This window comes from Komagataeibacter oboediens (assembly GCF_003207815.1).
GTDB lineage: Bacteria > Pseudomonadota > Alphaproteobacteria > Acetobacterales > Acetobacteraceae > Komagataeibacter > Komagataeibacter oboediens.
The window spans coordinates 1-20364 of sequence record NZ_NKTX01000026.1 but is presented as its reverse complement, the minus strand read 5'-3'; the positions used below and the strand labels follow the sequence as shown (position 1 = coordinate 20364).

Genomic DNA, 20364 nt, shown 5'->3' with positions numbered 1-20364 from the left:
CTCCATGTTTACAGGAGAAACTTACGCAGGCAGGGTATGGAGCAAGACGATCTGGTGTCAATGAAAGTTTCTTGTGTAAACATGGACCTCACGAATGAGTGAAACCAACGACCGCCCCTACCATCACGGCGACCTGCGCCGCGCCCTGATCGACACGGCGCTGGACATGCTGGCCACAGACCAGAACTGGGCGTTCACCCTGCGGGAAGTGGCGCGGCGCACGGGTGTCAGCCACGCAGCCCCTTACAAGCATTTTCGGGATCGCGAGATGCTGTTGCGGGAACTGGCGCGGATCGGTTTCGTCAGACTTGGAGAGAACATGACAGAGGCCATGTCTTTGGGGCTGCCTTCCACGCGCGCGCAATTCATGGCTGCGGCGCAGGCCTGTATTGGATTTGCGTGTCAAAATCCCGGTCTTTATCGGCTGATGTTCAGTTCCGATGCCGACAAGACGATAGATCCGTCACTGCATGACGCAGCCATGAATACCTTCGGGATTCTTCTGGGGCTTCTGGAAAGGGGACAACGCGACGGAAGCTTCCGGCCGGTTGCCGTCAGTGCCCTGGCGGCGGCAGGCTGGGCGCAGGTGCATGGCCTGGCCATGCTGGCGATCAGTCATCAGTTGCTTGAAGAGAAGGTCGGGTCAGCCCCGGTTCCGGCTGCACTGGACGTGTTGCTGGATGGCATGTGCTGCACCGACTGATTGGGCTAACACCGTGCTGTTCAAGCATACATCCAACCTGTCGTGGTACGCTGCGGCCTTTTTGACTTGCAGATGGCCGAAGTCGGCGCGCGCCACAGCCCGTTCTGCAACTTGTATGCGACACGTCCTCGCCACATCGGATGGCCCCTTGTGAAGATGTACTGTCACACCCGGACAGGATGCCATGGATCAGACAGGCCAGTCCTACGCGTCCAGCCTGAGACTGGAAGCGTCGGACGATTACGATTTCAGCCAATCAGGCTGCGCAGTTTCGCATCAGCTTCAGGAGAAAGTGATGTTTGCATAATATGGGGATGTCCGCCCAGCTTGTGGAACTCACTGACGACCTTTTCAGGCTGTGCCTTGCGCACCAGAATGAACAGTGCCGATGTGCCGTTCCTGAGCTGCTGGCCCACCTCCCGGATGAAATCATCGCTGATTCCGTAGTCACTGAAGTGGCCCTCCAGCGTGCCCACGCCAGCGCCGGTCATGCTCCCTACCACGAAGCCTGCCAGCGGGTTGAGGAAAATCAGGCCGAGCAGCGTGCCTCAGAACGCACCCGTCGCAAGACCGCCCGAAAAACCCAGGGCCGTCAGATTGACCGACTGATCCAGATGCACTTTGCCGTCGCTGGTGCGACGGACAACCACGGCATCCGCAAGGTCGATCAGATATTCTTTTTCCAGTGCCGCGCACTCGGTACGGGCAGCAGTAGCACCATCTTCGGTGTCAAAGCCGATAACAATAAGATCTGAGATAAATTATTCCATCCTTAGTGGGCAGGATTACTTTGCCTTGCGGTGGCGGAAATGAACCAGCGCCGAAAGAGCGATGACCCCGGCAACCGTAAGATAGAACCGCAGATGTGATGCATGCCGTGCCTGCTCATGCGTTTCCAGTTGAGACTGAAGGGCGCTGATCTGCTCCTTCAACTGCTTCTCAACACGATCGGAGTGCCGTGAAAATACGTGTTCCGCGTGATCCTGCAGCGTCCGCGATGCGTCACGCACTGTCTGCTCCAGGTTCAGGTCTGCTGCCATGATTACATGATCCTTCATATGTCGTTGTCGCGCTCGATACGAGACGGTACCGAATTGTTCCGTTCCCATCTGTCCGTCAACAATTCCTCACGAGGCGGGGTAGCCTTGATTGACTTACGCAAGCAGTGGCGTGGCGCTGGATTTCATACAGATTGGAACTCAATATTGAACACCGCATATATCTGTTCCACGCGCGCCTGTATTCACGGAATTCGGGCCGATATGATGGTGCTTCTTCTGCCCCGGGTGAGATGCCGATCCTGTCAAAAGCCCTTGCGAGACGGTTTCGTCCCCTATAATCGGGAGAAACTGCTCACAGGAGGTCAAATGGCGGATCAGGACAGAAAGAGGAAAAATTCAGGTCGGCCCGACAGCCGGATGTCGGAAGAACTGGATGCCCTGATCCTGAAAACCGCCACCCGACTGTTTGGGGAACAGGGCTACGCCGCCACATCGGTCGAACAGATCGCGGCCGTGGCGGGAGTGGGCAAGCAGACCATCTACCGGCGGCACCCATCCAAGGAAAACCTGTTCAAGACGGTCATTGCTGAACTGGGGAACAGTTTCCTGCTGGCTGTCTCCCCTTCGGATGAGATGGTCTCCAACGATCCGCTGCAGGCGCTGTACAAGACCATGCGGATGCTGCTGGACCTGATCCTCAGCCCTGAGACGCTCTCGCTTAGTCGCACTTTCATAGCGGAAGGCTGGCGTTTTCCTGATCTGGTGGACCATGCCGGTGCCCATATCTTTGACCCGCTGGAAAAACTGACCTGCAAGCTTTTGACTGCCGCCTCCCGCGCGGGCCTGCTGAAAGAGGGATGCGAGCCTGAAGAAACCGGCCAGATGCTGGCCACGCTCTGCCTTGGCGGCCCGCATCAGCAGATGCTGTTCGGGCGCAGGGTGCTGAGAACGGCAAGGGAGCGGGACGACTATCTCGATCATGCCTGGCGTGCCTTCATGACGGGCATACTGGCGACACCTGTCGCCACGCCCGCGCGTGGCACAGGGCGGCGGAAGCGCCTGTAATCTACCGCAAAGTAAGATTTTACGAGGTGTAAGGCGGCCTGATCCATTCCCGTTTGCAAACAGACCGCTTTCCTGTCTGCGGTTATTTCCGTTTCCTGTCCTGTGGGGCCTTGGTGTCAAATCCGCCCCCGATCGCCCTGTACATATCAACCGATGCATCAAGGCTGGACAGGAGCGCAGTCGTATGCGCCTGTTCCGCCTGCTGGGCCAGCACCTGAGCGGACAGCACGTCCAGCCTGCTGGCATAGCCATGTTCCAGTCGCAACTGCGTCAGTTCCACGGTTTTTTCGGCCGCCGTTTCCTTGTCCCCATCGCCCTGTTCGCGCGCGTGGGCGTTATTCTGTTCCAGCAGGGCGTCATGCACCTCCTTGAACGCCGTGCGGATGCTCTGTTTATACAGGATGACCTGCTCGTTTTTCTCGGCCCGCGCCAGTTTGACGCCGCTGGCCGTGCGGCCAAAATCCATCACCGGAGCCGCCATGGAGGCCGCCAGCGTCCATGACCGCGTGGTGGCGCGATACAGATTGTCGATATCAATGTTGTTCACCCCCGCCAGGCTGGCCAGCGAGATTGTGGGGAAATAGGCCGCGCGCGCAAAGCCGATATTGAAGTTGCTGGCGATCAGCGTCTGCTCATGCATGGCGATGTCGGGCCTGCGTTCGAGCAGGGTGGACGGGATTTCGGGCGGGATCGGGATGGGAATGGTCAGTTGGTCAATGTTTTTGCCGCGCTCCATCGCCTGTTCGATGATCTGCTGGGGCGCGCGGCCCAGCATGACGGCCAGAGCACTTTCCGCCTTGCCGCGCTGGTCCTCCACATCCGGCAGGGCGGCCTGTGCCGCGTCGCGCTGCTCGGTCACGTTCTGCATTACCAGCGCGTCCACCGCGCCCACCTCATGCTGGCGCTGCACCAAGGCAAGGAGCGCTGTCTGGGTCTCGATGGTCTGTTGCAGGATCTCGCGTTGCCGGTCTAGCGCGCGCAGGCTGAAATACAGCTTGGCGGTGGCGGCTGCGATGGACAGCAGGGCGGCCTCATGCCCGTAACCCGCCGCTTTCACGCCTGCCTTGGCCGCCTTGCTCAGGCTCGCGTTCTTGCCCCAGAAATCGGCTTCGTAATTCAGCATGCCACCCACGAAGCCAAGGTTGCTCATCTTGTGCGCAACCGGCAGTTCATCCTTCAGGTGCAGGCGGCCCATGGCATCTGCGCCTGCCACCGAGATGGAGGGCAACTGGTTGGCGAAGGCATATTTATACTGTGCCCGCGCCTGCTGCAGCTTTGACCCGGCCAGCGCAAGATCATCATTGTTTTTCAGCCCTTCCGCCACCAGCGCGTCCAGCACCGGATCACCATAGCTGCGCCACCATTCGCCGCCATCTGGTACGATGGCGGCCTGCTGCGTGCCCCATTTATCGGGCATGGGCATCTGTGGCCGGTGATAGGTCGGCGCCAGCCACGCGCAGCCCGCCAGCAGCGCGGGCAGCAGGAGGATCGGGATGCGTTTCATCTTGTGGCTCCCTCAACCTGCGGCGATGGCGTTTCCTTCACCCTGAACCACAGCACGTACAGCGAAGGCAGGAAGATCAGCGTCAGCACCGTGGCTACGGCAAGCCCGCCCATGATGACATCGGCCATCGGGCCCCAGAACACGCTGGACGCAATGGGCAGCATGCCAAGGATGGCGGCGACAGCGGTCAGCATGATGGGCCGGAAGCGGATCCTGGCGGCATTCATCACTGCATCCCATTCGGACTGCCCCAGATCCTTCTCGATCTGGATCTGGTGCACCAGAATGACCGAGTTGCGGATGATCATGCCAATCAGCGCCACCAGTCCCAGCATGGCGATGAACCCCATCGGGTGCTGGGTCAGGAACAGCGCGCCCACCACCCCGATCAGGCCGAAGGGAGCAACACTGATGACCAGCGCCAGACGCCTGAAGTCCTGCAACTGGATCATCAGCACGCCCAGCATGACCAGGACCATGAGTGGCACGACGGCAATGACGGATTTCTGGGATTTGGCACTTTCCTCCACCGTGCCACCCACCGCGACATGGTAGCCCGATGGCAGGCCCGCGTTGAAGGCCGCGATTTTCGGGGCCAGTGTTGCCACGGCGGTATCCGCCTGCACCCCGTCACGGAGCTGGGCCTGTATGGTCAGGGTCGGCAGCCGGTCGCGCCGCCAGATCAGGGGATAATCCTCGACATAGGAGACGCTGGCTACGGTGGAAAGCGGCACCGTCTGGTCATTGGGCAGGCGGATATCAAGGTTGCGCAGATCCTCGATCGACAGGCGCTGGGCATGGTTGGCGCGCAGAACGACATCGACCAGATAGATGCTGTCACGGACCTGCGTCGCCGTAAGCCCGGTCACCGCCGAATTGATGGCCAGCGCAATCGCCCCCGATGACAGGCCCAGACGATGCGCTTCATCCTGCCGCACGTCGATCTTCAGCTTGCGCGCGGGATCGCCCCAGTCGAAATTGACCATGTGCAACTGGTTGCTGTCGGCCATGATCTTCGCCACGTCATGCGCGTAATGCCACACCCGGTCCGGGTCGCGGCCCGTTACGCGGTACTGCACCGGCCAGCCCACCGGCGGCCCCAGTTCCAGCGGGAACAGCCCATGCACCACGTCGGGCATGTCGCGGCTCAGTGCACCATCCAGCCGCTTGCGCAGGCGATCACGTGCCACGGCACTTTTGGCCACAATGACGGTCTGGGTAAAGAAGTCGTTGGGCAACTGTTCATTGAGCGACAGGTAGAAGCGCACGGCCCCGCGCCCGACATAGGAACTCCAGTGGTCAATATCGGGATCATTGCGCAGGAGGGCGTCCAGCCGGCGCGAGACATCCGCCGTCGCCCTGATCGATGCACCCTGCCGTAGCGACAGGTCAACCAGCAGTTCCGGCCGGTCGGATGCAGGGAAGAACTGCCGGGGCACCAGTGGGGACAGCGCAATGGCCACGACCAGTGCGGCAAGGCTGGCCAGCACGGTCGCACGCGGGCTGCGCATGGTGAACAGTAGCGCCCGGCTGAACACGCGCAGCAGCCGCCCCTCTGGTGGGGCATGGGGCGTTGTCGCCGGGCGCTGCTTCAGGATGGTCACCCCCACCAGCGGGGCGACCAGCACGGCGACAAACCACGACGCAATCAGCGCCATGCCCACCACGGCGAACAGCGAGAACGTATACTCTCCCGCCACACTTTTCGCGAACCCGACCGGGATGAATCCCGCCACGGTCACAAGGGTTCCGGTCAGCATGGGAAAGGCGGTCGAGACATAGGCATAGGTCGCGGCCCGGGTCAGGGTCCAGCCTTCCTCCAGCTTGCTGACCATGCTTTCCACTGTAATCATGGCGTCATCGACCAGCAGACCGAGGGCGATGATCAGCGCGCCGAGCGAGACGCGCTGCAGGTCGATGCCGAACAGCTTCATGCACACGAACACCACCGCCAGCACGAAGGGAATGCAGAACGCCACCACCGTGCCCGCGCGCGCCCCAAGGCTGAGGAAGCTTATGCCCAGCACGATGACGATGGCCTCGAACAGGGCCTCGGTAAAGTCCCCCACCGCGTCATGCACCACCTTGGGCTGGTTGGCGACCAGATGCGCCTCGATCCCGATGGGCATGCGGGAATGCAGTTCGGCCATTTTCGCCGTGATGTTCTTTTCCAGTTCCAGCACGTTGCCACCGCTGCGCATGGACAGGGCCAGCCCGATCGCATCCTGCCCGCCCACGCGGAACATGGTCTGCGGCGGATCGGAATAGGTGCGGGTGATGGTGGCGATGTCCCCCAGCCGGATCTTGCGGCTGCCGGCATAGACCGTGACATTGGCAATGTCCTGCACCGAGCCGAACTGCCCGGTGGGCTGGACCTGTATCTGCTCGCGCCCGGTATCGATCACGCCCGATGGCACCGTGGCGTTCTGCGCCAGCAGGGCCGCTGCAATCGTGGCCCCGTTTATGCCCAACCGGGCCAGGTGGTGGGTGGAGAAATCGACATAGATTTTCTCATCCTGCGCGCCCAGCGTGTCGATCTTGGCGACATCGGGCACATGCAGCAGTTCGTCGCGCACCGTCTCGACATAGTCACGCAGGTCCCGATGGGAAAAGCCATCAGCAGTAAAGCCGTAAATGATGCCGTAGGTATCGCCGAACTCGTCATCAAAGAACGGGCCGACCGTGCCCTGTGGCAACTGGGCCTTGATGTCGCCCACCTTCTTGCGCACCTGATACCAGATATCCGGCACTTCAGCCTTGAGCGCGCCCGAGAGCAGGTTGACGAAAATCGTGGTCTTGCCCGCAAGCGTATAGCTCTTGACGTAATCGAGGTCAGGCGTTTCCTGCAGTTTCTTCTCGATGCGTTCGGTCAGCTGGTGGGTGGTTTCCTCCACCGACGCACCGGGCAGGAACGCCTCCACCACCATGGTCTTGACGGTAAAGGGCGGGTCTTCATTCCGGCCCAGTCTGAAGTAGGACTGGATGCCGGCCACGCCGATCAGGATCATGAAGAACAGGACCAGCGCACGGTGGCGGATGGACCAGTCGGACAGGTTTATGCCCCCCGGCGCGCGTGGCTCAGGGACGGACATCGGCTTCATCCAGCAGGCTGACCTTTTCTTGCGGATACAGCGCCTGCACGCCTGCCGTCACTACCCTGTCCCCGGCGTGCAGGCCGGATGCGATCACCACGTCATCGGTGGCATAACGGGCAATGGTGACGGGGCGCTGGGAGACGCGCAGCGTGTCGGGGGCCACGATCCAGACCGCAGGTTTGCCGTCCTGTGTGGCAAGGGCGGCGGGCGGCAGATGGACGGTTGGCGCTGATGATATGGACAGATGCCCCGTCACCACCGCGCCCAACGGCATCATGTCCCGCGTGGCGCGCAGTAGCGCCTTGGTATGATAGGTGCGGGTCAGCGGATCGGTATCGGGCGCGATTTCATAGATCGCGGCGGGTGCGCAGGTAGCAGGCGCTGCGTCCAGGCACACCTTCATGGTCATGCCCACGGTCAGACGGGACTGCGCCAGGGCTTCGGGCATGTCGAACTGCCCGTCCAGCCCGCCACCCGCCGCCATGCGCAGGACGGGCTGGCCTGCGGCCACCACCTCGCCTGCTTCCACCAGCCGGTCGGTCACGATGCCGTCCTCGGGCGCCATCAGGCGGGTGTAGCCAAGCTGTTCCTGCGCCACGCGTACCTGCGCCTGTGTCGCCTGCACCTGGTCCTGCGCGGTTTTGTAGCGGCGCACCGCGTCGTCATAATCGTTGCGTGAAATGGCCTCCACCGGCAGCAGGGCTGCGGCCCGCTGCTTCAGGGGGGCAGCCTGTTCCAGCGCCGCTTTTGCCGTGGCGTTTTCCGCCAGCGCCGTGCGCAGCGTCTGCTGTGGCACCGTGTCATCCAGCCGCGCCAGCACGTCCCCCGCACGCACGACGCTGCCTGCGGACACGGAACGTTCCACCACCTTGCCGGGCAGGCGGAAGGCGAGGTTGATGGACTGATGGGCGGAGACCTGTCCCGTCACCACCTCGCCGTTCGTGTCAGGCGTCGGGTCCACAATGACGGATCGGACGGGGCGGACTTCCTCCACTGCCACCTTCTTGTGGCAGGCTGAAAGCAGAAGCAGCAGGCAGAGCAGGATCAGGCCCGGAGCGCTACGCGGTTTTTCCACGGCGGGCGCGGGATATTGGCCCGGCGGGAGGCTGCCTTCCCTGTGCAGGATCGGATGAAGAATGGTAGCCAGGAAAGATGGAGGCTGGGCATGGCCCACGCTTTCATTGCCAGTATGTCTGGTTTGCATGGATACCGATCACCCTCAGTCATGTCCTGAATCCAGCGGCACGACGCAGCCGTTATGGCTTGCATAGACGAGACCGTATCGTATTGCAATGGCGTACAGATGCTACTGTCGGCTGGCTGCAAACACGCGGGTAACAGGTGGGATTACGTAGGCACACATATGGTGCTGATCCGTTTGTTTTACCTTATTCGGCCCTAAACCGGCCAATTTGGCATGAACCAGCATGAATGAGCGGGTTCAGACATGAGCTCAGATAGGAACAAATTGGGGCGGGCATTCAGCGTTTCCCATGGCGCAATGCTATCAAGCTATTGGAAGGGGATGAAGGCGCTACGCTGGAACACCTTCATATGCACTCAGGAATCCCTCGATATTATCGCTCATCAGGAGCGGCATCCGAGCCCGTATGACCTCCTCTGGCCAGTCCCACCATGCCAGTGCGAGCAGCCGCTCGATGGTTCTCTCGGGGAAGCGGTATCTGATAACCCGGGTCGGATTGCCGCCGACGATGGCGTAAGGCGGCACGTCCCTGGTCACCACCGCCGCCGTGGCAATGATCGCGCCAGACCCGATGGTTACACCTGACATGATGTTGGCCCGCGCGCCGATCCAGACATCATTGCCGATGACGATATCCCCCTTGGTGGAATGGTCATCGGATGCGTCAGCTGCTTCGGGCCAGAAATTGCACTGGTTCTTGAACGGGTAGGTGGTGATCGTGTCCGTGCGGTGGTTGCCCAGGATCATCAGCACTTCGCGGGCAATCGAGCAGTATTTCCCGATCTTCAGGCCGGCATATTCGGCCTCTATGATGATGGGAGAACCCTTGGCGCCATACGTATGGTCCCCGATCTCCCAGCCCCATTCCTCAATCTCGTGGGCAAGCGTGTAGCGTAGGAGCAGCGAAAAGGCATTCTTGCCGTAATACATCTGGGCAGTTTTCTCCCATCATGGTTGAGGTTAAGCGGCTGTCGATATGTGTTTTTGCACATCGGTCACAGGAATCAACTGCCTTGCCATAGTGGACTTGTTAAGAACGAGATATATGAAGCGCTATCAACCTCTTTATTCCTTCCTGATCAGTTCCAGCCCCTCTTCATATGTCATCACGGAAAAATCGGGAAAATGACATTTGAATTTCGTTGAGTCGAAGAGATTGTCCTGCTCGTAGCGAGGCAACAGCTCCTTTATTTCCCGCACCTTTTTTGAAAAAATGCCTGCAATGATCAGTGGCCATTTTCCGATGACCGAATAAGAAGGCGTTCGTCCGAAAACCCGGCTCGCCATGGTAACGAATGTCTTATAGGTCGGCCGCTCATCACAGCATGGCAGATGCCAGGTCTGTCCGAAAGCATCCGGTGTATTGCCCAGCGTTGCCAGCGCGCGGCTCGCATCCGGCGTCCAGATAAGGGTCCGGCGGGTGTCATCACGGACAGGAACCAGGGATCTTTTACCAGCTTTCAGCCTGTCAATGATCAGGGCGTTGGTGAAGCTCTGGGTTTTTCCCGGACCATAGAATTCCGGTGCGCGGGCAATGAGCACGGGAATGTCTCCGCGTGCCATTTCCTGCAGCACCATGGTAGCCATTGCCGCGCGCACGCGTCCTTTCCGGCCAACCGGGGCAAAGCGCGTTTCCTCCGTCTGGATCTGGCTGTTCTGCGGATACATGTAGGTATTGTCGAAATAGGCAAAGCAGGCCCCCGCCATCCGGCAGGCTTGCAGGGCATTCCTCAGCATGACGGGAAACTGTTCCTCCCAGAGTTTGCTGTCAGGGGGCAGCCCGGCCGTGAAGTAGACGATCCGGCTGCCTTTCACTGCCTGTGTCGTCTGCCCTGCATCCAGCAGGTTCGCCGCGATGAGCGTATCGTCTTCGTTGACCTTGCGGGGATTGCGGCTCACAAGCCGCAACGCCCTCGTATGATGCTGATGCAATGTCCGCGCCAGTTCCGTGGCGATCTGACCATTTGCGCCCAGTATTGTCTGCATGTGAGGCTGCCTCCATGATGTCAGGTAGGTTTGCCCTTACACCGTTAACCTTGAAGTCAGATTTAATGTCAAACCACAGATTGACCTTCAACCGGGCTTGAACGTTACAGGATAGTGGTCATCTCAGAACCGATCCAAAGAAATGAGCCGGGTACGGCCGGTCTGCACTCCATTCATTCGGCAGCGTTACCGGACACACGCCATATGACACCGCCCACATCGTCTGCCACCAGCAATGCGCCCGACCTGTCAACCGTGAGGCCCACGGGTCGACCATGCACATGCGCTTCGTCGGCTGTCAGAAAACCCGTCAGTACATCAACCGGCGTGCCGGACGGCTTCCCATCGGCAAACGGCACATAGATGACCTTGTAGCCACTCTTGGGCCGCCGGTTCCACGATCCATGCTGTGCGACGAACAGTCCATGGCGCCAGGCGTCCGGAAGCTGGGTGGCATCCTGAGAGAAGGTGATGCCAAGGGAGGCCGTATGCGGGCCAAGCGCGTAATCCGGCGCGATCGCCTGCGCGACGAGGTCCGGTCGCTGCGGCGAGACCCGTGTGTCAACGTGCTGGCCATAATAGCTGTAAGGCCAGCCATAGAATGCGCCTTCCTTGACCGAGGTAATGTAGTCGGGGACGAGGTCGCTACCGATTTCATCGCGCTCGTTGACCACCACCCACAGGGCACCGCTCTCCGGCTCAAAAGCCAGCCCGTTCGGGTTGCGCAGCCCCGTCGCATAGGGCGTCAGCTTTCCCGTGCTCAGATCGAGCCGGTCGATCCGGGCCCGTCCCTCTTCGACGTCCATCCCGTTATCGGCTACATTGCTGTTGGACCCGATGGTCACATACAGGAAACGGCCATCCGGGCTGGCAAGCAGGTTTTTTGTCCAGTGATGGTTGTAGCCTGCTGGCAGATCCGTGACCTTGGTGCCTGGCGCATCAATCCGCGTGTCACCGTCATGATAGGGAAAGCGGAGAATGGTATTGGCGTTGGCGACATAGAGATCATTCCCCACCAGCGCCATGCCGAAGGGCGAATAGAGATGGTCGAGAAACACCGTGCGGGTATCCGCTGACCCATCGCCCTTGGTGTCGCGCAACAGGATGATCCGGTTCGGGCTGGCCTTCCCCGCGCCAACCTTGCCCATCACGAACCCCGCAATGCGATTTTTGAGTGTCTGGACATCCGTTTTGGGCGAATTGCTCTCGGCCACCAGAATATCGCCATTGGGTAACCGATAAAGCCATCGGGGATGGTCGAGCCCCTTCGCATAGGGCGTAACCGCCAGCCCCTGAGCGGGTACGGGCGTCTGCCCGTCTGCCCAGCCCACGGGCGTCGCGACATTGACAGTCGGAAACAGGGTATGGTTGGGCTGCGGCAGTTCAGGGTGCGGGCCTGTTCCTGCCGTCACGGGAAGGGATGCGCTTTCCGGACGCAGGACGAGTTCCCATGTCGCTGCACCCAGCACTGCCAGGCTGACCACTCCGGCGCTGCCCCAACGTATCCATGTCTTCATGTTATTCTCTCGGTTCCATGTTACCCGGAAAAACCCTGTAATCCGTGCTATGATACAACGCCGCCTTCTGGCAGCACAAAGCCAAGAACGTCTGCAAGATGGGCACGGTAGCGCGCGACGGTCCGATCAATCGCCGGTTCCTTCATAACGTTTGACGCTAGATACGTTGCAAGCGGCGCCATGCCCAGAAACTGGTTGGCCTTGTGGAAAGGGAAATAGACCGCATCAATCCCCTTCCCTTCAAAGAACTGCGCCGGATCGACAAAAGCCTCTTCCGGGGCGTTCCATGTCAGGGAAAGCATGTAATGCTTCCCCTGCAGCAGGCCGCCAGACCCATACTTGCGCTCAGGATGCGACCGGCTGCGCCCATCATTGGCATAAAGCGTGCCATGACCGGCGGTGAAGACTTGGTCAACATACTTCTTGACCGTCCACGGCGCGCCCATCCACCAACCCGGCATCTGGTAGATGACCAGATTTGCCCACTGAATATTCTCGACTTCAGCCTGAATGTCATACCCGGCATCGATCTTTGTCTGGCGCGTATTGAAACCCGCGTTCGACAGGAGCGCAAGGGCGGCGTCATGCAGCGTATCGTTCAGGCGACCATGAGAATGGGCGAAAGCCTTTCCACCGTTCAGAAGAAGAATGTTTTTCATCGCAATAGTGTCCTGCAAAAAGCATCCCGGATACGCCTGACCAGGCTTTAGAGCCATTGTCCGGAAAAAATTTTCAATATGACGGTGCCGCGGCATATCAGCGGTGCGAGCGGCATCTGTTCCCTACGCAACATGATGAACTTGACAGGCTTTGATAATCCGTCGCTTCTCCACAGCACTTGTGAACCTGTTTCATCAAGGAGGCGCTGTTGGACAACCGGATTGGCGAAATGCAGATGTTTTTGCGTGTCGTGGAAAGCGGCAGTTTTTCCGAGGCCGCCCGCCTGTCGATGACAACGCCCTCGACGATAAGCAAACTGATTGCCCGCGTTGAGACACGCCTTGGCGTACGCCTGCTCGAACGTTCGACACGGCGGCTTTCCGTCACGCCGGAAGGGCAGCTTTACTACGAGCGTGCTCAGGCGCTGCTCGCCGAACTCAATGATATGGAACATGCGCTCACCACAGGATCGGTTCGGCCGGGCGGCATTGTGCGCATCAATGCTTCGGTAGCCTTCGGAGCGCTGGCGCTTGAACCTCTCCTTCCCGAATTCTGGGATGCCTATCCGGATATCGTCATTGATCTGTCGCTCTCCGACGAACTGACGGACCTTTATCTTGACCGCACGGATGTCGCCTTTCGGGTCGGACCGTTGCAGGATTCAAATCTGACAGCGCGACATATCGGCACAGCACGACGTAAAATCGTTGGATCGCCAGATTACCTGAACCGGTTTGGTGTACCACGGAACATTGATGATCTGGACCAACACAAATGCCTTGGCTTCAATTTCCGGCGTGCTGCCCCTGTCTGGCCGCTGCACGAGAAAGGGCGCATCGCAGATCGTATCGTCCGGGGCCCCCTGCTTGCCAATAATGGCGAAACAGTCAGACGCCTGACGCTGCGGGGCGCAGGGCTGGCGCGGCTTGGCGACTACCATGTGCGCGATGATATCAAGTCCGGCCGTCTCGTTGAAGTTCTGGCCCATGCGGACGCGCAGGACGAAGAAGAGATCCATGCGCTCTATCTTGGCAGCAAACAGACACCCCAGCGCGTGAGGGTGTTTCTCGACTTCGTCATCCCGCGCCTCCAGGCATATCTGCGTACCTGAATGTCGCGCATTCTGTCAGATCAGAACGGAAGAATTGATCTCCGGACGATGCTTTCACGCACGCGCCAATATTAACCCTCAGCCCGCTTCGCTTCCATCATCTTCAGCATGATGAGTGAGAGATCTTATGCAAAGCTTGCATTCTTGACCTTCAGTAGGGGTATGTCGGTCTTCATACTTCGCACGCCTTTGATCCGCGCCAGGTGTTCACTCTGAAAACATCTCAGTCCTGGAAGGTCTTCTGCAACAACGCGCAACAGGAAATCACAATCTCCCGCAAGGACATGCGCTTCCGTCACCTGCGGAAGTTTTCCAATTTCCTCGACGAAATGCTCGGACTGCCGCTCGTCTTCTCCCGTCAGCCATATCCTGACAAAAGCCGTCACGCCGAACCCGGCTTTTGCGGGATTCACAACGGCGACATACCCTTCGATAACGCCACTTTCTTCCAGCAGCCGCACGCGGCGCAGGCATGGCGAGGGAGAAAGCCCGACGCGCCTCGCAAGCTCATTGTTGGGGCAGCGGCCATCTTCCTGGAGAACGTTAAGAATACGCCGATCAATCGCATCCAGTTTCATTGGCACGTTATATCACGGATAAACATTCTGGCGCAATTATATGCCAGATATCGGCGACGAAATTGGCATAAACGCAACCCCCTGTCCGCTGGTCCGCGCTATCCTGCCCTCTCTCGCGTCGCAGGGGTGGCGATCCGGAGCATAGTCGGAAAGCATGAAACGCCGTGGGACCTTATGGATTTTCTTTTAAAGCGACGCGTCTTCGATGAATTTGCATACACTTCTTGCCTTCTGGACAATCTCCATCCTCCTTGCCGCAACTCCTGGTGCTGACTGGGCGTATGTCATTTCCGCCGGAATACGTGATCATGCCGCAGTCATTCCCGCGGTATTCGGCCTGTTTCTGGGATATCTCGCCATTACCGGAACGGTCGCGGGCGGTATCGGTGCGCTTGCAAGCATGCCGCTTGCAGTCACCATTCTGACATTTGCAGGCGCGGCCTATCTCATAAAACTGGGCATTTCCCTGCTGCGTCATCCTCCCTTGCCGAAAGAGGGACATGAACGGGAAACTGGTGCGCAGCGCTGGATTACCAAAGGATTCGCCATCAGTAGCCTGAACCCCAAGGCTCTTCTGTTTTTTCTCGCCCTTCTGCCCCAGTTTACAAATCCGGGATCAGCATGGCCGACCTTTTTACAGATCGGGATATTGGGCGTCATTCATACAATGAACTGCATGTCCATCTATCTGATGGTCGGATTTGGAGCGCGGACAATATTAAGTAGCCGCCCCAGAGCATCCATCGTGACGGGCTATATATCTGGAGCGATCATGATTATTCTTGGTCTGGGTTTGGCATTTGAAGACATTATAAAAATATTCCATTCATAAAGATGAAATCAGGAAAGCGAAGATATTGGAAACGGGCTCTCCACACAGATTCCATGAATTAGAGTGAAGTCCGCTGTATCGATTTCCCGATTTCCATGAATGTCGAAACCGCCGGGTTTTTCGTGGTGATGGGCGCACGCAGCACAACGTCAAGTTGGGGAGCGTCTGACAAAGCCCGTGACGTCAGTCCGGCTCCCAGTTCGGTACACAGCGATGCAGGGATAAGGGCTACGCCCAGCCCTTTTGCAACAAGCTGGATGATCGTGTGCTGCAACCGCGGTTCAAGGACAACGCGCGGGACAATTCCCCCGGCAGAAAAATAGCTGTTGATCGCGGATCGCAGAGCAGGCGCCGTCGCGGCAGGCGCTGCGATGATCTTCTCGTCGCGGAGTTCATCGGGGCCGATCTGCCCGGCCGTGGCAAGCGGATGGTCCTTTCGCATGATGATGCGTAATCGCTCCCTGGCCAGCAACACGGCCTGCAGGTGCGGCGCATATCCGCAATCGAATGTTACGGCGGCATCCAGTGTTCCTGCCACCAGCATCTCATCAATCTCTGTCGGCGTGCGTTCATCAAGGACAAGGCGCACATCCGGCCTTGCCTCCGCATAAAGCTGCACGAGTTGCGGCACGACACTGTGGGCGGCATGCATCATGAATCCAAACCGCAGTTCGCCCTTCATGCCGCTGGCAATCAGCCTGACATCCCGGCAGGCATCCTCAAACTGCCCCAGCACGTTTCGGCAGTCTTTCATGAAATGTTTTCCGGCCGGGGTCAGAGCCACGTTGCGCGAGTTTCGTTCAAACAGCTTCACGCCCAACGTGTGCTCGATCATGGCAATCTGACGACTGAACGGCGGCTGGCTCATATTCATCCGCTCAGCCGCCCGACCGAAATGAAGCGTCTCGGCCAGAGCCATGAAATACCGCATATGCCGCGTGTCCATCTGATACCCTGAAAGCATTGATCGTGAACCATATAAGCATTGGATTATATCAATAGCGTCCGGTAGCGTCACGCTTTTGCTGACCGCCCGAGATCCCTGATGCTGAACAATCTGCTGATCGTCCTGCCTATCTTTGCCCTCATCCTCACCGGATGGATCGCACGTAAATCGGGTGCGCTTGGCCCCAATGCCACGCGCGAGGTCAATCGGCTGGTGGTCTATCTTGCGCTGCCCGCAGTGCTGTTCGACATCGTGGCAAACGCAAAAATGACCGATCTGTGGGAGCCGGGATTCATTGCGGCGTTCACGCTTGGCTGTTTTATCGTGTTTGCCGGGACGCTGTGGTGGCGGGTGTCCACAGGACACCATCTTGCCGATGCCGCCATTGACGGACTGAACGCGAGCTACGCCAATACGGGGTTCGTCGGTTTCCCGCTTGTCCTGTCGCTTGTCGGTGATACCGGCATGGCACCAACGCTGATCGCCACGATCGTGACGGTCTGTGTGCTGTTCGTCATAGCGATCGTCCTGATCGAGGCCGGGTTGCAGACCGAAGCACGGCCGCGCGACATCGTCGCGAAAACGCTCTTCTCGCTGGTGAAAAATCCGTTGCTGGTGGCGCCAGCACTTGGTGGCCTGGTCATGGTATCCGGTGGGCATCTGCCGGGACCGGTTCATGCCTTTCTGAAGCTTCTCGGCGGGGCCGCATCCCCCTGCGCCCTGATCGCCCTCGGTCTGTTCCTTGCTGGAAATTCTGCCGGCGCCGCGTCTGCACGCCCGTCGACGGCCGCCATTCTTGTTGGCCTGAAGCTGATCGCCCAGCCTCTGGTTACATGGATCATCGCAGCGCCTGTGCTTCACCTCCCTCCGGCGATGACAAACATTGCCGTGCTTCTTGCAGCACTGCCCACGGGAACCGGCTCGTTCATGCTGGCGGAATTCTATGACCGGGAGGCAGCCCTTACCGGACGGGTCGTCCTCGCCTCCACCGTATTCTCGATTGCAACGATCTCGCTCTATCTCGCCTTTGCACCTGCGTAGGGATGCTCACGCGCATTGTGGATGAAATCGCGGGCCAATAATCTCCACCAGCCAGTCCACGAACACCCGCACACGCGGAGAAAGCTGCCTGTTGCTCGGGTAAAGCACAGAGACCGGCGTTGGCGTGGGTGGGAAATCAGGGAGGACTGCGATCAGCGTGCCATTTGCAAGGTCATCCTCAAGGCCATAGCGCGGCACCTGCACTAGGCCAAAGCCGAGCCTGGCCGCTTCGGCATAGGTATCAACGCCGCCGACCAGCAGGCGTGCGGGAAGCGAGACCTCGATCACCTCATCTCCGCGCGTAAACTCCAATGGCAGGGGCTGGCCAGTGCGTGAGGATACGAAGCCGATCATCTGATGTCCGTCGAGATCTTCAGGTGAGGCTGGCATCCCGTGCCGCGCCAGATAGACCGGGCTGGCGACCGTCACCTCCTCCATCACGCCCAGCGGCCGGGCGATCATGTCGCTATCCGGCAGGGTTCCGGTCCGGACCACGCAGTCCACCCCTTCGCGCACCAGATCGACAAACCGCTCACCCTCGCCAAGATGAACGGTCAGCGCCGGGTGGCGCGCAAGGAAGTCCGGCAACGCTGGCAGCAGGGTCATGCGCGCCAGACGGCCGATCACATCAGCGCGCAAGAGACCTGCCACAGCCCCACTCGCACCACGATCGGCATCTTCAAGGTCTGCCAGGATCGCCACACACCGGCGATAATAGGCAGCGCCTTCCTCGGTAGGCCGGACGTGGCGGGTGGAACGGTGCAGCAGTCGGGTGCCAAGCCTTTGCTCCAACGCCTTGATCGCAGCGGTCGCAACCGGGCGGGAGACGCCGCAATCGGCTGCCGCGGCGCTGAAGCTGCTGCGGTCAACAATGCGGACGAAGAGGTCGAGTGTGGCAAGCCTGTCCATGGGATTATTCCATGGCGCAAAACAATGCTGGCGGAAAGAGCGATCTTATCGAACGCGCGGCGTTGTGACCAAGATTGGTACCTCAACAGATGGAGATACTCATGCCAGAAGCGAACACCATTGCCATTGTCACCGGCGGCAGCCGTGGACTGGGCCGCGCCACCGTTGAGGCTCTCGCCCGACGCGGCGTCTCGTCCATCTTCACCTACCACACCAACAGATCCGCAGCCGATGAGGTGGTTGAGAATGTCCGGAGCAGCGGCGCCCGCGCGGTGGCCCTGCAACTCGACACCGGCGATACGCATACCTTCCCTGCCTTCGCCGATGAGGTCCGGCGCGTGCTGCGCGAATGGGGGGCCGAGCGTTTCAATTATCTGGTCAACATGGCCGGCACCTCCCATGAAGGGCTGTTCGGCGAGGTGACCGAAGAGGATTTCGACGCCGCCTATCGGGTTCATGTCAAAGGTCCGTTTTTCCTGACACAGACGCTGCTGCCGCTGATCGCGGATGGTGGCCGGATCGTGAACATCTCATCCGGCCTCACGCGCTTCGCCTATCCCGGCTGGATCGCTTACGCCGCCATGAAGGGCGCGGTGGAAGTCATGACACACTACATGGCCAAGGAACTCGGACCGCGCCGTATTGCCGTCAACACGGTAGCGCCGGGTGCCATCCAGACCGATTTCTCGGGCGGCATGGTACGGGACAATCCGGACATTGCCCGCCATATCGCGGAGAGTACCGCACTTGGTCGTCCTGGCCTTCCTGACGATATCGGCCCCATGATTGCCTCGCTTTTGTCCGAAGATAATCGCTGGGTGAACGCGCAGCGGATCGAAGTTTCTGGCGGTCAGGCCATCTGAAGGCTGGCCGTTCCACAAACGGAACGCCACAATGATATATGAAGCGGCTCGGAGACCACGTCTGGTCTTCGGGCCATGAGCAATAATGGGCCTGGGCATTGGGTGAAATGATCAGAAGCAGTCAGCACAGGCCCATGCCGAACTATCTGTGTTGCACGATAATCGTGCTGGCCGCCTGCGTTCTCCTGCCATGCGTGGGATATGCCGGTAATCGTACCGCACCGGGGATGACTGGCAACATTCCAGATCCGGGCATCACTGAACGTGTCATGAATGTACCTCTCCGTGCAGGCGGGTCTGTCCGGGCCATTTTCAGTTCCCCGGAGCGGCCATTGGCAACGATCATCATGTTTCCGGGCGGAACTGGTGACATTGGCCTTGGGCAGGACGGGCGCATCCGTCATGGCGACAACTTCGTCGTGCGAACACGTGGCGCGTGGAACAGACAGGGGTTTGCGGTTCTCATTCCCGATACAGTGGGTCGTCTCAATCTGCGCGGGCAGCGTAGTGCCGCGCATTATGCCCATCTTGTCGAGGATATCATCGCTTTCGTGCACAGGCAGGACTCAGGGCCTGTTTTTCTACTTGGTACAAGCCAGGGTGCCATTGCAGCCGTCAATGGCGCGGCCCATGCCGCTTCAGGGGATATTGCCGGTGTCGTGCTGACTGAATCGGTGTCCGTTATGGGGGGCAGCAGGGAAACCGTTTTCAGCGCCCATCCAGAGAAAGTGCAGGCTCCCGTCCTTGTTGTCGCCAATCATGATGACCGATGCAACGTTGCCCCGCCACAGGACGCAAAGCGAATTGGCGCGGCCATGACAGGCAGTCGTGAAGTCACCGTGTTAATGGTGGCGGGCGGCACAACCCGCTCTGAAAAGAACTGTGGTTCGCTTACGCCACACGGCTATTTTGGCATTGAGGCAGAGGTCATTACCCGCATTAGTGCTTGGCTGGATGCCACGATCCGGGCTGCTTCCTTGAAGTAGAAGAGCGCTTTTCCCGGAATCTGGAATAGCGTGTCTCCCCCTCACCATCAGGCATTTCTTGCGGCGGCAGCCAGCCAGGTCGCGACCGAGTAATCCGGCAATGTCCAGCCTCTGCCTGCTCACGTCCTGAGAGCCTGATCCGAAAGTTTTTGAACAATACCAGCCTGTTGTGATTCATCCGTCTTTACGAAGAGATGGAGTGAATGGTGACATGGACTGGTATTGCCCGACGTGAACATAGCCGGGAAGGACTGCGATATCCATCGGATATGATGGACGGGGAATGGGCTTTGATCGTGCCATTTGTGCCCCCTGCGAAACGGGGCGGTCGCCCTCGCACGACGGATATGCGCGAGGTGGTCA

At 59.4% G+C, this 20364-nt stretch carries 18 protein-coding genes and 2 pseudogenes; 8 read left to right on the top strand and 12 right to left on the bottom strand.

What is annotated here, in order from left to right; all coding sequences use genetic code 11:
- Positions 1-94: 94 nt before the first annotated feature.
- Entirely contained in the window at positions 95-703 is a 609-nt protein-coding gene (locus CFR80_RS11010; protein WP_010516416.1) for a TetR/AcrR family transcriptional regulator, read from the top strand.
- Positions 704-951: 248 nt separating this feature from the next.
- Here the strand turns inward: CFR80_RS11010 and CFR80_RS20100 are convergent.
- A pseudogene (locus tag CFR80_RS20100) lies at positions 952-1461 on the bottom strand (DUF1269 domain-containing protein).
- 27 nt (positions 1462-1488) lie between these two features.
- Entirely contained in the window at positions 1489-1743 is a 255-nt protein-coding gene (locus CFR80_RS11000) for a hypothetical protein (protein WP_019087674.1), read from the bottom strand.
- Between the two features lie 327 nt (positions 1744-2070).
- On the opposite strand from CFR80_RS11000, the gene CFR80_RS10995 reads away from it, so the two are divergent.
- On the top strand, positions 2071-2769 hold the full coding sequence (locus CFR80_RS10995) for a TetR/AcrR family transcriptional regulator (protein ID WP_010516423.1): 699 nt from the start codon (positions 2071-2073) through the stop codon (positions 2767-2769).
- Positions 2770-2851: 82 nt separating this feature from the next.
- On the opposite strand, the gene CFR80_RS10990 is transcribed toward CFR80_RS10995, so the two are convergent.
- From CFR80_RS10990 to CFR80_RS10960, 7 genes are all read right to left on the bottom strand, one after another.
- A complete protein-coding gene (locus CFR80_RS10990; protein WP_110507358.1) occupies positions 2852-4273 on the bottom strand; it encodes an efflux transporter outer membrane subunit in 1422 nt (473 codons plus the stop codon).
- A complete protein-coding gene (locus CFR80_RS10985) occupies positions 4270-7374 on the bottom strand; it encodes an efflux RND transporter permease subunit (protein WP_019091947.1) in 3105 nt (1034 codons plus the stop codon). The genes CFR80_RS10990 and CFR80_RS10985 overlap by 4 nt, the downstream gene beginning before the upstream one ends.
- On the bottom strand, positions 7352-8572 hold the full coding sequence (locus CFR80_RS10980; protein ID WP_110507357.1) for an efflux RND transporter periplasmic adaptor subunit: 1221 nt from the start codon (positions 8570-8572) through the stop codon (positions 7352-7354). The genes CFR80_RS10985 and CFR80_RS10980 overlap by 23 nt, the downstream gene beginning before the upstream one ends.
- Before the next feature lie 330 nt (positions 8573-8902).
- Positions 8903-9502, bottom strand: coding sequence for a CatB-related O-acetyltransferase (locus CFR80_RS10975; RefSeq protein WP_010515894.1), 600 nt, complete (start codon positions 9500-9502; stop codon positions 8903-8905).
- Positions 9503-9637: 135 nt separating this feature from the next.
- Positions 9638-10558 (bottom strand): SDR family oxidoreductase, encoded by a 921-nt coding sequence (locus CFR80_RS10970; RefSeq protein WP_010515893.1) that lies wholly within the window; start codon positions 10556-10558, stop codon positions 9638-9640.
- A gap of 173 nt (positions 10559-10731) precedes the next feature.
- Positions 10732-12075 (bottom strand): PQQ-dependent sugar dehydrogenase, encoded by a 1344-nt coding sequence (locus tag CFR80_RS10965; protein WP_026019797.1) that lies wholly within the window; start codon positions 12073-12075, stop codon positions 10732-10734.
- Positions 12076-12122: 47 nt separating this feature from the next.
- Positions 12123-12734, bottom strand: coding sequence for an NAD(P)H-dependent oxidoreductase (locus CFR80_RS10960; protein ID WP_010515890.1), 612 nt, complete (start codon positions 12732-12734; stop codon positions 12123-12125).
- A gap of 209 nt (positions 12735-12943) precedes the next feature.
- On the opposite strand from CFR80_RS10960, the gene CFR80_RS10955 reads away from it, so the two are divergent.
- A complete protein-coding gene (locus tag CFR80_RS10955) occupies positions 12944-13846 on the top strand; it encodes a LysR family transcriptional regulator (RefSeq protein ID WP_010515889.1) in 903 nt (300 codons plus the stop codon).
- A gap of 125 nt (positions 13847-13971) precedes the next feature.
- On the opposite strand, the gene CFR80_RS10950 is transcribed toward CFR80_RS10955, so the two are convergent.
- Positions 13972-14424 (bottom strand): Lrp/AsnC family transcriptional regulator, encoded by a 453-nt coding sequence (locus tag CFR80_RS10950; protein WP_010515888.1) that lies wholly within the window; start codon positions 14422-14424, stop codon positions 13972-13974.
- Between the two features lie 205 nt (positions 14425-14629).
- On the opposite strand from CFR80_RS10950, the gene CFR80_RS10945 reads away from it, so the two are divergent.
- The gene (locus CFR80_RS10945; RefSeq protein ID WP_010515887.1) at positions 14630-15256 is read left to right on the top strand and encodes a LysE family translocator; all 627 of its coding nucleotides are present in this window, start codon (positions 14630-14632) and stop codon (positions 15254-15256) included.
- 58 nt (positions 15257-15314) lie between these two features.
- Here CFR80_RS10945 and CFR80_RS10940 read toward each other — a convergent pair whose 3' ends face one another.
- On the bottom strand, positions 15315-16220 hold the full coding sequence (locus tag CFR80_RS10940) for a LysR family transcriptional regulator (RefSeq protein WP_198133927.1): 906 nt from the start codon (positions 16218-16220) through the stop codon (positions 15315-15317).
- An 81-nt stretch (positions 16221-16301) separates the two neighbouring features.
- Between CFR80_RS10940 and CFR80_RS10935 the strand changes: the two genes are divergently transcribed.
- Positions 16302-17243 (top strand): AEC family transporter, encoded by a 942-nt coding sequence (locus CFR80_RS10935; protein WP_010515885.1) that lies wholly within the window; start codon positions 16302-16304, stop codon positions 17241-17243.
- A gap of 6 nt (positions 17244-17249) precedes the next feature.
- On the opposite strand, the gene CFR80_RS10930 is transcribed toward CFR80_RS10935, so the two are convergent.
- Entirely contained in the window at positions 17250-18152 is a 903-nt protein-coding gene (locus CFR80_RS10930) for a LysR family transcriptional regulator (RefSeq protein ID WP_010515884.1), read from the bottom strand.
- Positions 18153-18253: 101 nt separating this feature from the next.
- Between CFR80_RS10930 and CFR80_RS10925 the strand changes: the two genes are divergently transcribed.
- The 3 genes and pseudogenes from CFR80_RS10925 to CFR80_RS10915 form a co-directional block, all read left to right on the top strand.
- A complete protein-coding gene (locus CFR80_RS10925) occupies positions 18254-19015 on the top strand; it encodes an SDR family NAD(P)-dependent oxidoreductase (RefSeq protein ID WP_010515883.1) in 762 nt (253 codons plus the stop codon).
- Between the two features lie 347 nt (positions 19016-19362).
- Positions 19363-20001, top strand: coding sequence for an alpha/beta hydrolase (locus CFR80_RS10920; RefSeq protein WP_026018739.1), 639 nt, complete (start codon positions 19363-19365; stop codon positions 19999-20001).
- Positions 20002-20204: 203 nt separating this feature from the next.
- A pseudogene (locus CFR80_RS10915) lies at positions 20205-20364 on the top strand (IS5/IS1182 family transposase); the annotation flags it as partial.